Source organism: Paenibacillus sp. PDC88 (assembly GCF_900106725.1).
GTDB classification, from domain to species: domain Bacteria; phylum Bacillota; class Bacilli; order Paenibacillales; family Paenibacillaceae; genus Paenibacillus; species Paenibacillus shunpengii.
Map to the genome: position 1 here is coordinate 35,170 of NZ_FNNT01000008.1, position 16,320 is coordinate 51,489.

A 16,320-nucleotide genomic window follows, 5' to 3' on the forward strand; every position below is an offset into this window, starting at 1 on the left:
GTGATGCGTGAAGCTCACACCCATCCGGGTGAAGAAGATTGGCGCAGCTATTAACTGAAGGGATGCGTCAAACAACGCTGCTAAGAGTTACTCGATGGTGTAATCTTTATAAGACAAGAGACCTATGAATGAAGAGGCTCTTGTCTTTTTTTGTCTCTAGGGCTAGGTAAATGAGGGATTGTATTTAGTTATGCGGAGTGAAATGATAAAATAGCTTCAAGCTGATTATAGAAAGAAGGCGCAATCGTTATGGATCCTAACAAAACGCTATATGAAAATCTAGGCGGAGAAAAGGGAGTTCGGGCTTTGGTGGAAGCATTTTATCCCAAGGTGCAGCAGAATGAACTATTATCCCCTTTATTCCCTGAAGATATCGATCCTGTTATGGAAAAGCAATATATGTTCTTAAGTCAATTCTTTGGAGGTCCGTCTCTGTATTCAGACGCTTTTGGTCATCCGATGATGAGGGCAAGGCATCTTCCTTTTCCTGTTACGGAAGAACGAGCTCAGGCTTGGCTGTCCTGTATGGCAGCAGCTCTGCAGGAGCAGGATTTGCCCGATTCTGTAAGGGAGTTTACTCTGAAACGTCTCTCAGGTCCGGCTTATCATTTCATTAATACCCCGTCACCATAAACAGGGATCAAAAAAAACGCCAATCTCGGCGTTTTTTTGATGATACCAGCAGGCTTTTGTGAGTACTTAGCCATATAATTGCAAAGAAGCGAACATTATTTACGAAGCGGCTGATCAGCCAGAAAGTAATCCTGGTCATTATCGAGCAGTGTGACCCGATTATTGCAGCAAGGGAAGACGAGAAGTTTCTTTTTGCCTTCGCGAATGCGAATCAGTTCTTTAGGTTTAAGCGGGAGCAGCACATTCTCTTGATCGCAGAAAGGACAGTACTGGACATAAATATCCCCCATCACGATATCATAAGGCCAGGTGTTCTCAAATGGAATCATGAAGTCGTCGTATCCTTCTCGTTGTTGGGAGAAGATCCTGCTTGATTCTGCTCCTGCTTGGCTTCCTCTTTGGACAGCTCAGCCAGCTTCTGCATAAGAATGTGCTGAGGCATATGCATCAGCTGCTCGATGGGAATTCCTAGCTTCTTGGACAATGTGACTGCGGTATCGGCTGATATTTGTAAAGGTCTCATCAAGTTCCCTCCGGTAATAAACAATTTAATCAAAGTAGGTTAATCTAAATTCTGATATAGTATTAGTTATACACCTTGAATTAACGTACTTCAAACATGTTTTGTGTATTTTATTTTAATTTTTGAGAATGAGGTGGAGAAATAGTGAGTAATACACTTGCGCAAACCTGGGATTTGGAATCCGTTTTTAGCGGCGGCTCATCCTCAGCATCTTTTGCTGCTTATTTGAAGCAGCTGGATCAGGATATCACTGTTTTGGACAAGGCAATTAAAGAATATCAAGTGCCGAAGGCTATAGAGGATACATATGCTTTGGATTCTTTGCTTGACCAGCTTCAAGATGCAGCGGCGAGATTATATGAAGGCTCTTCATTTACCGCTTGTCTTGGAGCTCAGAATCAGGATGACAAGAAGGCCGTACAGCTAAGCGGTAAGATTGCTGCCTTATCCGCAAGACTGGCCGGTGTTCAGACGATGTTTGACAGCCTTTTTGAAAGAACGCCTGATGCCGTGTGGTCGGCATGGATGGAACGCCCTGAAATTCAGCCAATTTCGTTTGTGCTAAATGAGAGCAGATTAAAGGCCAAGGAAAAGATGTCTCCTGAATTAGAGAATCTTGCGCTGGATCTTGCCGTTGATGGTTACCACGGCTGGGGAGAATTCTATGATACGATTGTAAGCAAAGTTCGGGTTCCATTTGAAGAGAATGGAGAAACCGTATATCTATCTGCTGGCCAAGCAGCTAACAAATTGCATGACCCAGACCCGAATGTGCGGGAGAAGCTGCTGCAGGACTGGGAGAAGGCGTGGAGCGATGCGGCAGATTACTGTGCGGATACGCTGAATCACCTGGCTGGATTCCGTCTCAAGTTGTATGAAAGACGCGGCTGGGATTCCGTACTGAAGGAGCCTTTGAGCATCAACCGCATGTCTCAGGACACACTCGATGCGATGTGGAACGTGATTACACGGGCTAAACCGACACTAGTGAAGTTTCTGGAACGCAAGGCGCAGCTCCTGGGGGTCGAGAAGCTGTCTTGGGCAGATGTGGATGCTCCGATAAGCTCCGCTACTGAGAAGATATCGTATGATGCTGCTGCTGCGAATATTGTGAATCAGTTCCGCAAATTCAGCCCAAGGATGGCAGAGTTTGCTCAGCATGCCTTTGATCATCAGTGGATAGAGGCAGAGGACAGACCAGGCAAGCGGCCAGGGGGCTTCTGTACAGGACTTCCTGTGAGCAAGGAAACCCGCATTTTTATGACTTATGCAGGCACAGCCTCCAATGTTTCCACTTTGGCTCATGAGCTGGGGCATGGGTACCATCAGCATGTGATGGACGATATGGAGATCTTGAATCAAAATTATGCCATGAACGTTGCAGAGACAGCGTCAACCTTTGCAGAACTCATCGTGTCCGATGCACTGATCAAAGAGGCGAAGGATGAAGAGGCTCAAATAGCATTGCTTGAAGAGAAGATACAGAATTCAATTGCTTTCTTCATGAATATTCATGCCCGCTTCTTGTTCGAAACTCGCTTTTACGAGAAACGTAAAGAAGGACTTCTTAGCAGCAGCGATTTGTCCGAACTGATGGAGGAAGCTCAGCGCGAAGCGTATTGTGACGCACTGGGGACGTATCACCCTACTTTTTGGGCATCCAAATTACATTTCTACATTACCGATGTGCCATTTTATAATTTTCCATATACTTTTGGATACATGTTCAGTATGGGGATTTACGCACAAGCGCAAAAAGAGGGCAGTGATTTTGCTGAGAAGTATGACGCGTTGCTGCGGGATACGGGCCGCATGACGGTAGAAGAGCTTGCTGAGAAGCATCTGGGTACAGATGTAACTAAACCTGCTTTCTGGCAAGGTGCTGCTGATCTCTGTATTGCTGATATTGAGCAATTTTTACGTATGACACAGCATCGAGTGTAATAGAAGTTTGAAGAAGTTCAAGTTATTACTTATGAGTAGGACCTCGACAATTTATGTTGAGGTCTTTTTTCTATATTTCGATGAAAAACCATAAACTATATGTCGAATATTGAAGATGGACGACTGCATATTGCCAGATTTGTTAGGTATAAACGCAAAAATTAGTATATTATTCCTAATTTAATATCCATTTGTTGTATTAAGGAAAATATTGTCATATACTGAGTCACAAGCCCTATATAAAATAGGTCTAATATGCTAAGGAGGTAACATATGATCTCACTAGATCAACTATCACTGCCTAGACAGCTGGATATGGTATTTAAGGAGCTTGATGAAGAGCTGAAAGGAATGGATTCTGGAATTGTATTTGTGCAAATACGGAATAATGTGATTGGTAAATTCGGTATTAAGCATTATCCGGTTCAGTTGCGCAGCGAGATCCATCCTGCAACCGGATTGACGGAGATGCAGCGCGTTTCTTTTCGACAGATGGCCCTCGAAACCTTGAAGCTGAAGAGACACTGGACACATGGAGAAATTACCTATGATTTTGGAGTTCGACAAGGAATGATTGTAGTAGACGCCACGCTTGAGTCCAATTACAATTTAGCAAGCTTGATGATTCGCTATCCACGAAATACATATCAAGAGAAGACTTCTGGTTAATGCAGGAAGTGTCAGAAGAACGAATAGATTAGACCCAGCAGAAACTTGAATTACAACGAAACAAAGCGGCCCTCTGGTTAGAAGACCGCTTTGTCTATCTGCCATAGATCTCTTCTTACAGGAACAACACTTTTCAGTGCATAATCATGTCAGAACAGCTTAGGCTAGATTTATGAGGAAAATTGCATCATTATTGACGACCAGCCAATTGCTGTTCAGCCAATTGAACAAGACGTTTTGTGATGTAACCTCCAAGAGAACCAGTCTCACGGGAAGTGTAGTTACCGTAGTAACCATCTTGTGGAATAGTTACACCAAGCTCTTGTGCAGCTTCCATCTTCAATTGTTGAAGAGCTGCAGTTGCTTGAGGAACGACAAGGTTGTTAGAAGATCTTCCATTTGCCATGTGTTGTCACCTCCTTTGTGCTTTGTGAGTTTAGTATGGTTTCAAAGAGATAAAATATACTCAAAATAGGATAAGGTAACAAGTGGAAAATTCGAGTACTCTCAACAGCAGCCACAAGAGTGATGAGGAACTAGGATTTAGATCGTTCAACAACAAAAAAGCAGCTGAAGCATATGTCAGCTGCTAGTGCGTATTCAGATCATTTATTTTGCGTATTCAGGCTGTATTATCTCAATTGCGGTATGAAGTGAGACGGACTCTCCAGGCTCCATATGAATCAAGCCAGTGAATTCTGTATCCTTGTTCAGATTAGGTGCGTCGGGAAGCCAGGTGTAGGGCTCAATACATAAATAATCACTGGCTTCGCCTTTGGTGAACAATACCCAATGCTTAAAGGAATCCTTGCTGGCTGTATATTTAATCGTATATCCATCATTACGCTGCAGAACAGCAGTATCCTGCTCCATATTTGATCTGTAGATGGTGTCCAGATTTTGTCCTGCAAGACTGATGCCTTCAGGAAGCTCTGCCTGAGCATCTAAACTGGCTAATTCACCTGTGGGCAGCTGTTCTTCATTCAGCGTATATATGCCTGTAACAGGTAAAGATATATTCCATCGTTCCGGTTCACCATCAAGCAGGAACCAGGTATGGTAGCCCATTCCAAAAGGAACAGCATGGCTGCCAAGATGAGTAATACGAAGCTGCTGTGTCAGGAGGGAGCCCTGTAAACGAAATGTCATCTCGAGCTTGAGCGGTACAGGAAAATGCTCCATCCACAGCTCATCTTCTTGAGTCTTGAATTCAGTTGTGACGGTGCATCCTTCTTCGTCTTCTTCAATATCACTGACGCACCACGGCTGTGTGCGGTGTAATCCATGAATATGATTGGAATGGTTGGAGTTTTGGGCGAATTGGTATTCGTGGCCCGCATACTCAAAGTGACCTCGGCAGATACGCCCTGGAGGAATCAGCATCGGAACGCCAAAATGGTAAGGTTTCTGAAGATAGAAAGCGAGATCCTGTTCATCTGGTCTTCGAACAACTTCTCGATTCTGAGCTCGATCATAGATGGATATAATGTTGTTACCGAGGCGGGGCAGCAGGGTGACTTCAAGATCACGGCTGTTTAAGGTGTATGTATCATAGCCGTTCCAAAGTCCTTTGGTCACTTGTTTCATTTTATTTACTCCTTTTCCCACAAAAAATCAAAATACAACTTAAGTACAATTCGTAAGAACAAACTTAAGACTATCATATCAGATAATCAAGCCGGGCTGTGAAAAAGGATCTGTCATTTCCCAATGAAAATAATGTAATCTTTGGGAAATGGAAAGTCACGATTGACAATCAGAGCAATAGATGCTTATGATATAGCAAAGCTCAATTGTAAGATGACGAGCGCCAGATCATACAAATTAAAGCGATGATGAGGATAAGTAAGCTTAGCATTAGCAAGTACAGAAAGCCGGTGGTGGATGCGAACCGGTATTGCATGCTTTGTCTGAATGGACCTCAGAGCTCCCGGGCACAACGAGAAGTAATGTTCTTCTTTAGTATGCCGGACGATGGTTTCCGCGTTAAGGAACATAAAAGGCTGATGAATTTCAGTGAATTAGGGTGGCACCACGGTCTCACGTCCCTTTTATGGGATGTGGGGCCTTTTTGTGTTTCTCATGAACCAAATTAGGATTTGTTTAGGAGGAAAAAGAAAATGAAAACTGTTTTTTCTGGTATTCAACCCAGCGGCAAATTAACACTGGGCAACTACATCGGCGCCATGAAAAATTTTGTAAAGCTGCAGGACGAATATCATTGTCATTTTGTTGTCGTTGACCTGCATGCGATCACGGTTGCACAAGATCCTGCCGCATTGCGAGAGCAATCCAAGGATGTTGCAGCCCTCTATCTTGCAGCAGGCATTGATCCGAAAAAAGCTAATGTGTTCCTTCAGTCCCACGTACCCCAGCATGCAGAGCTCGGATGGATGCTAACCACGCTGACCGCAATGGGTGAGCTTGAGCGTATGACGCAGTTTAAGGATAAATCTCAAGGTAAAGAATCAGTAGGTGCAGGATTGTTTGTATATCCTTCATTAATGGCTGCAGATATTTTGCTGTACAATGCGGATCTGGTGCCCGTAGGTGAGGATCAGAAACAGCATCTTGAGCTTACAAGAGATCTGGCACATCGTTTTAACCATCGTTATGGTGAATTCTTTACCATTCCTGAGGTCTATACACCAAAGGTAGGAGCACGTGTCATGTCACTGGATGATGCCTCCAAGAAGATGAGCAAGAGTAATCCTAACCCAGGCAGCTACATTTCCCTCCTGGACACACCGGCAGAGATCCGTAAAAAAATCAGCCGTGCGACAACAGACTCTGATAGTGTCGTCCGTTTTGATCCGGAGAACAAACCGGAAGTCAGCAACTTAATGAGCATTTACAGCGAATGCTCAGGCCTCTCATTGCAAGATGTAGAGAAAAGATTCGAAGGACAGATGTACGGCGGCTTTAAGAAAGAATTGGCCGAAGTCGTGCTGTCCGTTATCGAACCGATGCAAGAGAGATACCGTGAGGTTCGCGAATCAGATGAGCTGATGAACATTTTGAACGCTTCCGCGGAACGGGCTCGCGAGGAAGCATCCAAAACACTGGATGAAGTCAAAAAAAGAATGGGATTCGTACTTTAACAAAAAGAGCAAAGAAGGGCTTGTGATCTCGAAAGATCATGCTCTTCTTTTTTTTGCCTTTATAACAAAGCCCCATCCAATATTAGCAACGGACAAGACAGCGAACAGCAGAGCAAACCACAGGGAATGGCTGAGAGATACGGCAGTTGCCATAAGCAGAAGCATCGAAGAGATCGCGAACCAAGCGGACAAACCTTTACTCATCATTTTGTAAAATACCTCCAGATCAAAGTTTTTTGTAAAAAAGAGAATAGCGTCAGATAGTAAGAGACATAATATTTTTGCAAGCTTGCACAGCACATAATAACAGCATGAGAAGCGAAAGGAGATTACACATTATGGCATCTCGTTCTAACAATCTGGTAGTTCCACAAGCAACAGCAGCTCTTCAACAGCTTAAAATGGAAGCGGCTCAAGAACTGGGTGTAACCATTCCGGCTGACGGCTACTATGGTAACTACACTTCCCGTGAAACCGGTTCACTTGGTGGATACATCACAAAACGTCTTGTGCAATTAGCTGAACAACAACTGTCTGGCCGCAGCGGCATGTAACATAGACAGATATAATTTGAGGTCATAAGCCTAGAGCGGCGCAAGCCGTTTTAGGCTTTTTGTGTGTTAATCCCTTTGTGCTGATTTTGCCTGAATAAACCGCTTTCCGTCAAGAACAAAAAACGGCCTTCACAGGCCGTTTCATGTCAATCGTACTAAATATTCGAGCTGATGGAGAGCTTCTTCTCCATTTTGTCTTCACTGAGCCAGCCGACGTAAGAGCTGATCGGCTCATAGTTTTTGTCCAAGACGACACAGGCGACAAAAGGATATTGCTTGCGATGCCGGTATCTGACATCCCCCCAACGGACAAAGTATCCGAAGCTCAGCTCTTCCACCTCTGCGACGGCAAAGGACGTGAAGTAGAGGAAGGCTTGAATATCAGGATGTTCTTTGGATTTAGCGACTGCCGGGTGGTCTGAAGAAACGGCGTGCTTTTTCCAAGTGAGCTCATTTCCGTCCAGCTTTCCGATTTCGTAGCTCCCATCCACATGGGCTTTAACGACATGCCAGCGGTTCAAATGGATTGTCGGGATGACATAATATTTGTCGCTGGATTTGGAAGCAGGGTCCATCCGTCTGACATGAGCCTTTCTGGCGAAGTGAACCCAAGTGCGCCAAATATAATAAAACGCTAAAAATATATACAGCACAGTGAAAATCTCAGCAGGGTGGAATACCCCGAAGGCCCACAGCAGGATGGCTGCGATATGGGTACCGAATAAAACCGGATCGAAGATGTGAATGATATTCCATGAGATCCACTTCTCCGTAATCGGCCGCAGCGCTTGTGTGCCGTAGGTGTTGAAGACATCTGTGAATACATGGACGCATACGGCGATTCCGGTCCAGAGAGCGACATGCCCGATTGGAACATCCCTGAATAGAAGTGCAATGGCGGCAGTAATCAGCACAGTCCATATCGCAAGAAAAGGAAGCGAATGTGTAATGCCGCGATGGTTACGTATATAAACGGCATTGTTTTTCATACGAAGCGCCGTGTCGATATCAGGTGCTTGTGAACCAACGACGGTTCCGATCATAACGGCAAAGGCAAGCTCAGGATTAGCCGCAACTACCGGATCGACGTAGCTGAGTCCGGCAAGTCCTATGCCCATAACAAAATGTGTAGCGGTATCCATCTAAGGTATTCTCCTTTGTTATTGGTATAAACGATAGCTGTAATACTTGTTTTTCCTAAAAATGATCTGTTCAATTAGTAGATGCCCTATTCACACATCCTGTATTCGATGAAGTAAGATAAGCCATAAATTTAGATAAATTTGTCATATCCTATTCATATTTGCAAGATGAATGTCAAAGACTTTCTTTTTTTGTTGTGATAAAATTTAGTGCGGAGGCCATAATTCCCCTCCATATGACGCAAAGCAAGGAGGATTATAGAAGCGTGAGTAATCGATATCGAGCCTCTTCCGATACGGCAGCGCTCTCAACCCGGCAAACACCGCCGCAAGAGTCTGTCACTTGGAGAGACTTCGTTACATTGGCTAAACCCGGCATCCTCCGGAGCAATCTGATTGCCGCTTTTGGCGGATATTGGCTTGCTTCTCAATGGGACATTGACTACCTCAAAATGATAATAACCATGCTCGGAACGGTTCTCGTTATGGCTTCAGCCTGTGTGTTCAATAACTACTTTGATCGTGAGCTGGATAAAAAAATGGAACGCACACGGGATCGCGCACTTCCTACCGGGAAGCTTACTCCGCAGCTCGTGCTCGCTTATGCATTCATCCTGGGCATTGCCGGACTAGCCCTATTGTTTGCTTTTTCCGGCTGGCTGGCAGGTGTACTCGGCATATTTGGGATGCTCATATACGTAATTGTATATACGCTGTGGCTTAAGCGCTCCTCAACCTGGAGTACTTCCATGGGAGGCTTCTCTGGAGCAGTGCCGCCTGTCATTGGATATGTTGCTGTGACGGGGACAGTAGACATGGGTGCGATTCTGCTCGGTGCCATGCTGTTTTTGTGGCAGCCGCCACATTTCTGGTCTCTTGCCATTCGCCGTTTGGAGGATTACAAGAATGCCGGCTATCCGCTGCTTCCGGTAGTAAAAGGAGTCCATCGTACCAAAATACAGATGCTTCCTTATTTGATTCTTCTGGTTCCCGTGCCGATATTAATGTATGTCTATGGATATACAGGCATCATTTTTGCGAGCGTATCCTTAGTACTGTCATTAATATGGCTGTTCCTCGGCGTTCAAGGCTTCTGGGCCAGAGACACCGATGCATGGGCCAAGAAGATGTTTTTCTTCTCCATCAATTATTTAACCATTAGCTTTATTCTAATGATTATCGATACCGTACGCCAATAGATTCATTGCTGAGCCCGGTATGAACAGTAATTACACTTTCAGTGAAGAATTTAATCAATGAGCATATAGGAGTCCCTGTCAAGCGTACCGTTGAAAGGACTCCTTCTTTTGTAAAGTTGGCTTCAAATTTATTACATGCTTTGGGGATAATGTAAGATGAGGAGAGAGAATATTATGGCATTGCTTAGAAAATACATATGGACCTGGATATTGCTGCTGATTGCTGCAGCGATGGCTGGTTATCTAATCTATAATGCGCTTGATCTGGGGGAAGAAGCATTTCCGGTGGCAGGGGAAGTAACGGACTTTAGTATGGAAAATGTAGATGGGAGCAACGTTTCACTTGCGGATACAGAGGGGAAGGTACGGCTATTTTATTTCTATTTTACAAGCTGTCCGGACGTATGCCCGGTAACGACATTCTCCATGTCGCAAGTGCAGGATTTGTTGAAGGAAGACGGTACTTTTGGCAGGGACGCGTCCTTTGTCTCCATCTCATTTGATCCGGAGGTGGACACGAGAGAGAAGATCAAGGAATTCGCTGATCGCTTCAAGGCAGATTACTCAGGCTGGTATTTCTTGAGAGGGGATGCCGAACAGACGAAGCAGCTGGCAAGAGACTCTTTCAAGATTATTATCGAAGGAGACAAGGCAGATAACTTCGTCCATGCCAATTATATCGGTCTTGTGGATAAGGATAACAATCTTCGGAAGGTGTATAACGCATCAGATATGGAGGCGGCAGCTCCGGATGTTATCGCAAGAGATGTCAGGACACTGGTAAATGAGTAGAGCTTCCTTCGACTAGAATACCTCTGGATAAATAATAAAAGCCTCAAGGCCCGCTTTCTCCAGCTGTGCGACCAGATACTCATCAGGTGTACCCTCGACACCCGCATAACCTCTTCTCGTATATATTTGCTCTGCATCGGGAAAGGTGTCGCGCAGCATGGCCCTTATTCGTTTGCCTGAACTATCATTGTCCATGAACAGATACACTTCATCATCCTGAACGCGCTTGCGAAGCGTCTCCAGCTTCTCACTGTTGAGCGTACCGAAAGTGCATAGGATGGATATTTCGGGATCGAGCAGCCTGCGGAGCTTGCTGCGGTCGTTCTTACCTTCAACAATGACATGAATCGGCATCGTATGCTTCACCTCTAGTATGTTAAATATCGAAATTCCCCGGGAAATGTTTGTTTATATTTTAGCGCAATTTTGGAATTTGATGCAAAAAAGGTCTGCCGTAACGGCAGGCCTCTTTATGTATGCTTCCCATCGGATCCTTAAACATGCTTGGCTTCCGGATGGGACAGAGTAGACGCTTTAAACTTGTTAGGGAATGGAAGGAGGAGCAGTCCAAGCATTAGCACAATAAATGCAAGAAAGTACGGTGATACGTCCATACGAATTTGTCCTGCAGCGATCGGTCCGACGAAGGAGCCGAGTGAAGTGGCTATCGACTGGATAGAGAACACTCTGCCAAGCCGCACACCTTGACTAAGCTGAACAAGCATGGAAGCCAGTGCAGGAAAGATAATTCCTTTGGAAGTACCCAGAATAAACAGAATCAGCCACAACGGAATTTGGGGTGCAGCGGCCATAAGAAAGAAGCTGAACGCCATGAGCAAAACACCGCTTGCCAGCCTCAGGGTTGGTGAATAGCGATTGAGAAAGAGCATACTCAGCGTCCCGAGAGCACCAAGACTGATGATCGAAAATAACAGACCCGTAGATAGGATGGAGGCCGACCCGCTGCCTCTAAGCGGCAGTTCAAAGAAAAGAATGCCTTGAGCACATGCGACAACCAGCGGGAGTACGAAAAAACGCCATGAAATCGGAAAGAAGCGACGATTCGGGCTGTCTTCTGTCGGTGCAGGTGGTGAATTTGCTGCACTCGTTTTTACAGCCGGGAGTGTGAAGTATGCCATAATTCCGGTAATGATCAGCAGGATACCGAGACTCTGGAAGGTGCCTGAGAAGCCGATACCTGCGACGATAAATGCTCCTGCAGCCGGAGAGACAACAGAAGCTAAAGTGTGAACCACGCCATGCCCAGACATATATTTGCCCTGTGTGATGGGATCCGATGACAGCTGGGCAAGAAGAGTCATACAGGCTGGAGACAGAAAAGCAAGCACAAAGCCGCTGATGGCCCGGAGGGCAAGCAGCTGCCAAGGCGTAACGACTTGGGATTGCAGGAGCAGTACGATTCCAGCTGCAGTTAAACTGAAGATGATATACCGCCGGCTTCCGTGCTTGTCAATCTGGGTGCCTGCAATGAGATTACCAGGCAGATGGGTAAGCGAGTAGATCCCCATCATCCAGCCTATAAATGTAGGTACGGCTCCAAGTGAGAGCGCAAAGGGTGTAAGTATCGGATATTGAGCATGCAAATCAAAAAAGGCGAGAAAAAGAAAAAGATAGAGCCATACGGCCGTTTTCAAACGAACTGCACCTCCTTTTTCGAGTCGAACAAGCATAACCACACATGATATACTTGTACGCTGGACAAACGGGTCTTATACCGTTTTTTTCCACAAGCTCGCGCTTATATGACAGGGATATCGGTAATCATGTATAATATTCGGGAGATTGAACCAAGAGCAAGGCAGGAGTAACCTCGATGAAGACACAATCTTAAATTGACCGATAAAGTGGTACAGAACTAGAGTGTGAAAAAAAGGTGGTCAAGTGGATGGATATTGAAATATGGAAAGAGTTTATTTCGCAAAATTGGCTTGTTATCGTGATTGCGCTGATTCTGTTGTTCGTCGTTATTAATGTGCTGAGAACTGTGCTCAAATGGGCCATTGTTGTCGTGATTGTTGCGGCACTTATCATCTATAGCGGTGTTTCAATTGAACAGATTAGAACAGTCGTCACTGATGTTGGTGCCAGCACGATGGATACACTTCGAACAGAGGCCGCGGAGCTCATGCAGAAGGAAGCGGAAAAAGCGGAGTATACAGTGAATCCGGACGGTACCTTCACCATAACAAGTCCGAATGTTGAAGTGAGCGGCAAGCAGGGCGAGGATAAGGTTAAAGTGTCTGTCCGCGGCATATCGCTCGGGGAGTGGAGTGTTAACGATACGGTTCAATTGTTTATGGAAACCGCTCAGAATCAATAGCTGCGTTTTAGAGTTTTAGAGCTTTAGATAGGCAAGAAAGCAGGTGAATTATGATTGATGCTTGGATAGGGAGCGTGAAGGAGGGGAACCTCATTACGCTTGTTCTAATGATGATTATCCTTATATCGCTGTTGCAGGGCTTTATCCGGGGAGCTTCTCGTTCGGCAGGCACACTGGTGAACCTGATTACAGAGGGTGTGTTCACCATCGTCGGGATCGCAGGTGCTTTCCTGCTATCCTTGAAGCTGTCTCCTGCGGTACAGTCATGGCTATCGGGATACAGTGAGGCGATGCCGGATCGCGATTTAAACACATGGGAGCAAATATATTACACCGTCATTACGGCACTGGCTGATTTTCCGCTGCTGCGGTTTGCTGTGCTGTTCGTTATCAGTTACAGCATCATTCGTTCCATTCTAAGTCTGATCGGCGGGTTCATCAGAGGAATTCCATCCGGTGAAGCTCGCCGCAATCCAGGCTTTCTCAGCCGATTAATGGGGGCGGGCTTCGGTGCTGTCGTTGGAGCAGCAAGATGCGTATTGGTTATTGCACTGCTGTTCATTGTAGTCAGTCTGTATCCTAGCAGTTCTTTCAGCAATTATGTAGAGTCATCACCGATGTATCAGCAAGGAGCGAAATCCGTAATAGAGCCCATATCCGGGACTCTGATTAAGGACAAGCTTCCGGTTATCAGCCAGGCTGCTCAGAAGGAATTTAACGGCATGATGCAGCGCAGATATGAGGTCATTGACCGCAATATTCCTGAGGATATCGAAGGAGCTGCGGCTAAGATTGTGGAGGGTGCTGCTACAGATGAGCAGAAGGCAAGAGAGCTCTATCAATGGGTAGGAACCCGAGTTGAGTACGATTATGGAAAAGTCGAGGATTACGAGCAGCGCGGCATATGGAATGAGCAGACGCCTCAAGATACCTTCGATACGATGATGGGGGTATGTATTGACTACGCGAGGCTCTATGCGGTAATGGCTCGTTCACAGGATCTCGAGGTGAGAGTCGTTACAGGCCTTGGTTACAACGGTCAAGGCGGCTATGGGGCTCATGCCTGGAATGAAGTATACCTGAGTGAACAGGATACTTGGGTCCCTCTTGATCCGACATGGGCAAGCAGCGGTGACTGGTTCAATCCGCCTCATTTTTATGACACCCATATCAAAGATCAGACTGTCTAAATAGGCTGCCGGGTATATTTCGGAATAGCAGGAAAGGGTAGTAGCATAATGAACAAAGAGGAGATGGCTTCGTATCTTGGTCAGCAAACAAACCATGAGAAAAGTTTTAACTTTCGCTTAAATGTGTTTTTTCTTGCGACATTTCTTATTTTTACCGTATTGATTGTAAGATTGGCCTATTTGCAGCTGGTGCAGGGACCGACAATGCAGAAGGAAGAAGCCAATATTGCAACAAAAAGCGTGTCGATTGCGCCCATTCGCGGAACGATCTTCGATTCGACAGGCGAGAACAAAATTGCTTATTCTTCATCCACTCAATCCTTGTACATGAGCTTGGACAAGAATTATAGTCTTGAAGAGAACAAGGCTGAGCTAAGCAGTATCATTTCGGAGCTTAAAGCGGTATTTGATGAATATGGCGATCCAGAAACGACTATGACTGCACAGGAAATTGAAGAAGCGCTTGATATTACGTATCGACAAAATTACGGATATACGCCTAGGCGAATCAAAACCGATTTGACGAACAAGGAGATTGCCTATTTCTTGTCTCATAAAGAGGATTTCCCGGGTGTTGAAGTGGTAGAAGAGAATATTCGCCATTATGACAAGGACACGGTTGCAGTACAGACCGTTGGGTACATGAAGCCCTTCCGTTCGGTGATTGATCCAGAGTATGGCATTGATTTCTATATTCAAGCCAAGGAAGAGGAGGACCCGGCGCTCCAATATCTTGATAATGAAGAGGTCGGATATGATGGAGTGGAGCTGATGTTCCAGGAGGAGCTTCGCGGCACGAAAGGACTGAAGACCTTCCCGGTGGACTCGCAGAATCGGATCTCGGGTGAATCGACATTGACCCCGCCTGACAAGGGTAATAATGTGTGGCTGTCGATTAACAAAGATGTGCAGATGGCAACCGAACAGGCCATAATGGATCAGCTGGAATATTTGCAGACAACTAGCAATCCTGCCGTCTATGCACCCAACGCCAAAACCGGCTTTGCCGTTGCCATGGAAGTAGATACGGGGCAGATTGTTGCGATGGCAAGCATGCCTGACTACGACTCTAATGTGTGGTCAGAGGGCAGTAAAACCCAGGAAGAAATTAATAAGATATCACCGTTCTCCTCCAATGGAGCCATTCGTGAAGTGTATCAATCGTATGGAAGCCAGGAGGAGAGCTATAAGCATCCTTCTTCTACCGTGCTGCTCGGTTCTGTTATTAAGCCGCTGTCGGTATTGATTGGATTGAATGAAGGACTGTTTACCACCTCGACGATCTATAACGATACGGGAGTAGGCAAGTTCGGGAAGAAGGGATATGAATCAACGGTACGTAATTCGAGTGGTCACGTATATGGTCAAATCGACCCCGCCTCTGCCATCGAACATTCGTCCAATGCCTTTATGATTGAGATGGTAGCCAATAAGCTGTTTGATAAATACAACACCGGTGGTGTGGAAGTATGGGACAGCTATATGAAGCAGTTTGGGCTTGGTGTCAGTACGGAAAGCGGTCTGCCTGGTGAGCAGGATGGGTTGCGCGAGTATATCCATGAGCAGGAAACCACCGGTACACAATCAGCTTTGGCTTACGCTTCATTTGGTCAGCAGGGTAAGTATACAACACTGCAGCTGGCTCAATATACGGTTATGCTGGCGAATGAAGGGAAACGATTAAAGCCCCAAATTGCCAGCAAGATAACTGATGAGGATGGGAATGTCGTCAAGGAGTTCGGAGCAGAAATCCTAAATACGGTTGACATGGATGATGCTTACTGGGAAGAGATCAAAAAAGGGATGAACAGCAGCGTGCAAGGCTTTGACAACTTCCCTTATGATTATGCCCGCAAGACAGGAACCTCTCAGCAGAATGTAGGTGGAGTAGATGTTGAGAACGGTGTGTTCATCACCTTCGCGCCTCGTGACAATCCGAAGCTGGCGATTGCTGTCGTTATACCGGAAGGGAAGTTCGGCTCCAACAGTGCTGCGCCGGTAGCAAGGAAGATTTATGATGCCTATGACAAATATATCGGACTGGACGGTACGCCTAAGGGAGATAATGAGGCAGCCGAACAGGATGAAGAGGATAGCTCTAATTAATATTTAATGGAATGAAACAGTATGTCTTGAAAGGTTCATATAAGGCATACTGTTTCTTTGTCGTTTAATGACGAAACTGTAACCAGCAAAGAGGAAATTTATTGTCCGATTATGGTAGAATGGAAT

The 16,320-nt window shown here is 45.6% G+C and carries 18 protein-coding genes and 1 other annotated feature; of the genes, 10 read left to right on the forward strand and 8 right to left on the reverse strand.

The window, feature by feature from the left end; translation table 11 throughout:
• Window positions 1–249: 249 nt before the first annotated feature.
• Window positions 250–633 (forward strand): globin domain-containing protein, encoded by a 384-nt coding sequence (locus BLW49_RS21440; RefSeq protein WP_076314994.1) that lies wholly within the window; start codon window positions 250–252, stop codon window positions 631–633.
• Between the two features lie 95 nt (window positions 634–728).
• Here the strand turns inward: BLW49_RS21440 and BLW49_RS21445 are convergent, their stop codons facing one another.
• Together BLW49_RS21445 and BLW49_RS21450 are read right to left on the reverse strand one after the other, a co-directional pair.
• On the reverse strand, window positions 729–962 hold the full coding sequence (locus BLW49_RS21445) for a hypothetical protein (protein WP_076314995.1): 234 nt from the start codon (window positions 960–962) through the stop codon (window positions 729–731).
• Entirely contained in the window at window positions 959–1,156 is a 198-nt protein-coding gene (locus BLW49_RS21450; RefSeq protein ID WP_076314996.1) for a YycC family protein, read from the reverse strand. Before BLW49_RS21450 ends, BLW49_RS21445 begins: the two co-directional genes overlap by 4 nt.
• Window positions 1,157–1,300: 144 nt before the next feature.
• Between BLW49_RS21450 and BLW49_RS21455 the strand changes: the two genes are divergently transcribed.
• A complete protein-coding gene (locus BLW49_RS21455) occupies window positions 1,301–3,100 on the forward strand; it encodes a M3 family oligoendopeptidase (protein WP_090726802.1) in 1,800 nt (599 codons plus the stop codon).
• A gap of 273 nt (window positions 3,101–3,373) precedes the next feature.
• Window positions 3,374–3,769 carry an O-methyltransferase gene (locus BLW49_RS21460; RefSeq protein WP_076314998.1) on the forward strand — a complete coding sequence of 132 codons (396 nt, stop codon included), beginning with the start codon at window positions 3,374–3,376 and terminating at the stop codon, window positions 3,767–3,769.
• Between the two features lie 190 nt (window positions 3,770–3,959).
• Here BLW49_RS21460 and BLW49_RS21465 read toward each other — a convergent pair whose 3' ends face one another.
• Window positions 3,960–4,175 (reverse strand): alpha/beta-type small acid-soluble spore protein, encoded by a 216-nt coding sequence (locus tag BLW49_RS21465; RefSeq protein WP_047913531.1) that lies wholly within the window; start codon window positions 4,173–4,175, stop codon window positions 3,960–3,962.
• Window positions 4,176–4,378: 203 nt separating this feature from the next.
• Window positions 4,379–5,356: an aldose 1-epimerase gene (locus BLW49_RS21470; RefSeq protein WP_090726804.1), complete on the reverse strand. Its 978-nt coding sequence runs from the start codon at window positions 5,354–5,356 to the stop codon at window positions 4,379–4,381.
• Between the two features lie 236 nt (window positions 5,357–5,592).
• Window positions 5,593–5,822 (forward strand) — a binding site (T-box leader).
• 67 nt (window positions 5,823–5,889) lie between these two features.
• On the opposite strand from BLW49_RS21470, the gene trpS reads away from it, so the two are divergent.
• Complete coding sequence (gene trpS, locus BLW49_RS21475) at window positions 5,890–6,870, forward strand: tryptophan--tRNA ligase (protein ID WP_076315000.1); 981 nt, start codon at window positions 5,890–5,892, stop codon at window positions 6,868–6,870.
• A 36-nt stretch (window positions 6,871–6,906) separates the two neighbouring features.
• Here trpS and BLW49_RS28920 read toward each other — a convergent pair whose 3' ends face one another.
• On the reverse strand, window positions 6,907–7,077 hold the full coding sequence (locus BLW49_RS28920; RefSeq protein ID WP_177178821.1) for a hypothetical protein: 171 nt from the start codon (window positions 7,075–7,077) through the stop codon (window positions 6,907–6,909).
• Between the two features lie 131 nt (window positions 7,078–7,208).
• On the opposite strand from BLW49_RS28920, the gene BLW49_RS21480 reads away from it, so the two are divergent.
• Window positions 7,209–7,424, forward strand: a complete 216-nt coding sequence (locus BLW49_RS21480) for an alpha/beta-type small acid-soluble spore protein (RefSeq protein ID WP_076315001.1) — start codon at window positions 7,209–7,211, stop codon at window positions 7,422–7,424.
• A gap of 155 nt (window positions 7,425–7,579) precedes the next feature.
• Here the strand turns inward: BLW49_RS21480 and BLW49_RS21485 are convergent, their stop codons facing one another.
• A complete protein-coding gene (locus BLW49_RS21485) occupies window positions 7,580–8,566 on the reverse strand; it encodes a metal-dependent hydrolase (protein WP_076315002.1) in 987 nt (328 codons plus the stop codon).
• Between the two features lie 266 nt (window positions 8,567–8,832).
• Here BLW49_RS21485 and cyoE point away from each other — a divergent pair, with 266 nt between their 5' ends.
• Window positions 8,833–9,765: a heme o synthase gene (cyoE, locus tag BLW49_RS21490; RefSeq protein ID WP_076315003.1), complete on the forward strand. Its 933-nt coding sequence runs from the start codon at window positions 8,833–8,835 to the stop codon at window positions 9,763–9,765.
• A gap of 174 nt (window positions 9,766–9,939) precedes the next feature.
• Window positions 9,940–10,557, forward strand: a complete 618-nt coding sequence (locus BLW49_RS21495; protein ID WP_076315004.1) for an SCO family protein — start codon at window positions 9,940–9,942, stop codon at window positions 10,555–10,557.
• Between the two features lie 12 nt (window positions 10,558–10,569).
• Here the strand turns inward: BLW49_RS21495 and BLW49_RS21500 are convergent, their stop codons facing one another.
• Window positions 10,570–10,911: a toprim domain-containing protein gene (locus tag BLW49_RS21500; protein WP_076315005.1), complete on the reverse strand. Its 342-nt coding sequence runs from the start codon at window positions 10,909–10,911 to the stop codon at window positions 10,570–10,572.
• 140 nt (window positions 10,912–11,051) lie between these two features.
• Window positions 11,052–12,212 carry an MFS transporter gene (locus BLW49_RS21505; RefSeq protein ID WP_076315006.1) on the reverse strand — a complete coding sequence of 387 codons (1,161 nt, stop codon included), beginning with the start codon at window positions 12,210–12,212 and terminating at the stop codon, window positions 11,052–11,054.
• A gap of 251 nt (window positions 12,213–12,463) precedes the next feature.
• Between BLW49_RS21505 and BLW49_RS21510 the strand changes: the two genes are divergently transcribed.
• Genes BLW49_RS21510 through BLW49_RS21520 form a run of 3 tightly spaced genes read left to right on the forward strand, consistent with a single transcriptional unit; the run spans window position 12,464 to window position 16,194 of the window.
• Complete coding sequence (locus BLW49_RS21510) at window positions 12,464–12,898, forward strand: hypothetical protein (protein WP_090726808.1); 435 nt, start codon at window positions 12,464–12,466, stop codon at window positions 12,896–12,898.
• Between the two features lie 50 nt (window positions 12,899–12,948).
• Window positions 12,949–14,088, forward strand: a complete 1,140-nt coding sequence (locus tag BLW49_RS21515) for a transglutaminase domain-containing protein (RefSeq protein ID WP_076315008.1) — start codon at window positions 12,949–12,951, stop codon at window positions 14,086–14,088.
• Window positions 14,089–14,136: 48 nt separating this feature from the next.
• Window positions 14,137–16,194, forward strand: a complete 2,058-nt coding sequence (locus tag BLW49_RS21520) for a peptidoglycan D,D-transpeptidase FtsI family protein (RefSeq protein ID WP_090726810.1) — start codon at window positions 14,137–14,139, stop codon at window positions 16,192–16,194.
• The last annotated feature ends 126 nt before the right edge of the window (window positions 16,195–16,320 follow it).

What these genes read in the sequence shown, in the direction of transcription:
- BLW49_RS21440 (WP_076314994.1), top strand. Translation starts at nt 250, where the DNA reads ATGGATCCTAACAAAACGCTATATGAAAATCTAGGCGGAGAAAAGGGA.
- BLW49_RS21445 (WP_076314995.1), bottom strand. Translation starts at nt 962, where the DNA reads ATGATTCCATTTGAGAACACCTGGCCTTATGATATCGTGATGGGGGAT.
- BLW49_RS21450 (WP_076314996.1), bottom strand. Translation starts at nt 1,156, where the DNA reads ATGAGACCTTTACAAATATCAGCCGATACCGCAGTCACATTGTCCAAG.
- BLW49_RS21460 (WP_076314998.1), top strand. Translation starts at nt 3,374, where the DNA reads ATGATCTCACTAGATCAACTATCACTGCCTAGACAGCTGGATATGGTA.
- BLW49_RS21465 (WP_047913531.1), bottom strand. Translation starts at nt 4,175, where the DNA reads ATGGCAAATGGAAGATCTTCTAACAACCTTGTCGTTCCTCAAGCAACT.
- BLW49_RS21470 (WP_090726804.1), bottom strand. Translation starts at nt 5,356, where the DNA reads ATGAAACAAGTGACCAAAGGACTTTGGAACGGCTATGATACATACACC.
- trpS (WP_076315000.1), top strand. Translation starts at nt 5,890, where the DNA reads ATGAAAACTGTTTTTTCTGGTATTCAACCCAGCGGCAAATTAACACTG.
- BLW49_RS28920 (WP_177178821.1), bottom strand. Translation starts at nt 7,077, where the DNA reads ATGATGAGTAAAGGTTTGTCCGCTTGGTTCGCGATCTCTTCGATGCTT.
- BLW49_RS21480 (WP_076315001.1), top strand. Translation starts at nt 7,209, where the DNA reads ATGGCATCTCGTTCTAACAATCTGGTAGTTCCACAAGCAACAGCAGCT.
- BLW49_RS21485 (WP_076315002.1), bottom strand. Translation starts at nt 8,566, where the DNA reads ATGGATACCGCTACACATTTTGTTATGGGCATAGGACTTGCCGGACTC.
- BLW49_RS21495 (WP_076315004.1), top strand. Translation starts at nt 9,940, where the DNA reads ATGGCATTGCTTAGAAAATACATATGGACCTGGATATTGCTGCTGATT.
- BLW49_RS21500 (WP_076315005.1), bottom strand. Translation starts at nt 10,911, where the DNA reads ATGCCGATTCATGTCATTGTTGAAGGTAAGAACGACCGCAGCAAGCTC.
- BLW49_RS21510 (WP_090726808.1), top strand. Translation starts at nt 12,464, where the DNA reads ATGGATATTGAAATATGGAAAGAGTTTATTTCGCAAAATTGGCTTGTT.
- BLW49_RS21515 (WP_076315008.1), top strand. Translation starts at nt 12,949, where the DNA reads ATGATTGATGCTTGGATAGGGAGCGTGAAGGAGGGGAACCTCATTACG.
- BLW49_RS21520 (WP_090726810.1), top strand. Translation starts at nt 14,137, where the DNA reads ATGAACAAAGAGGAGATGGCTTCGTATCTTGGTCAGCAAACAAACCAT.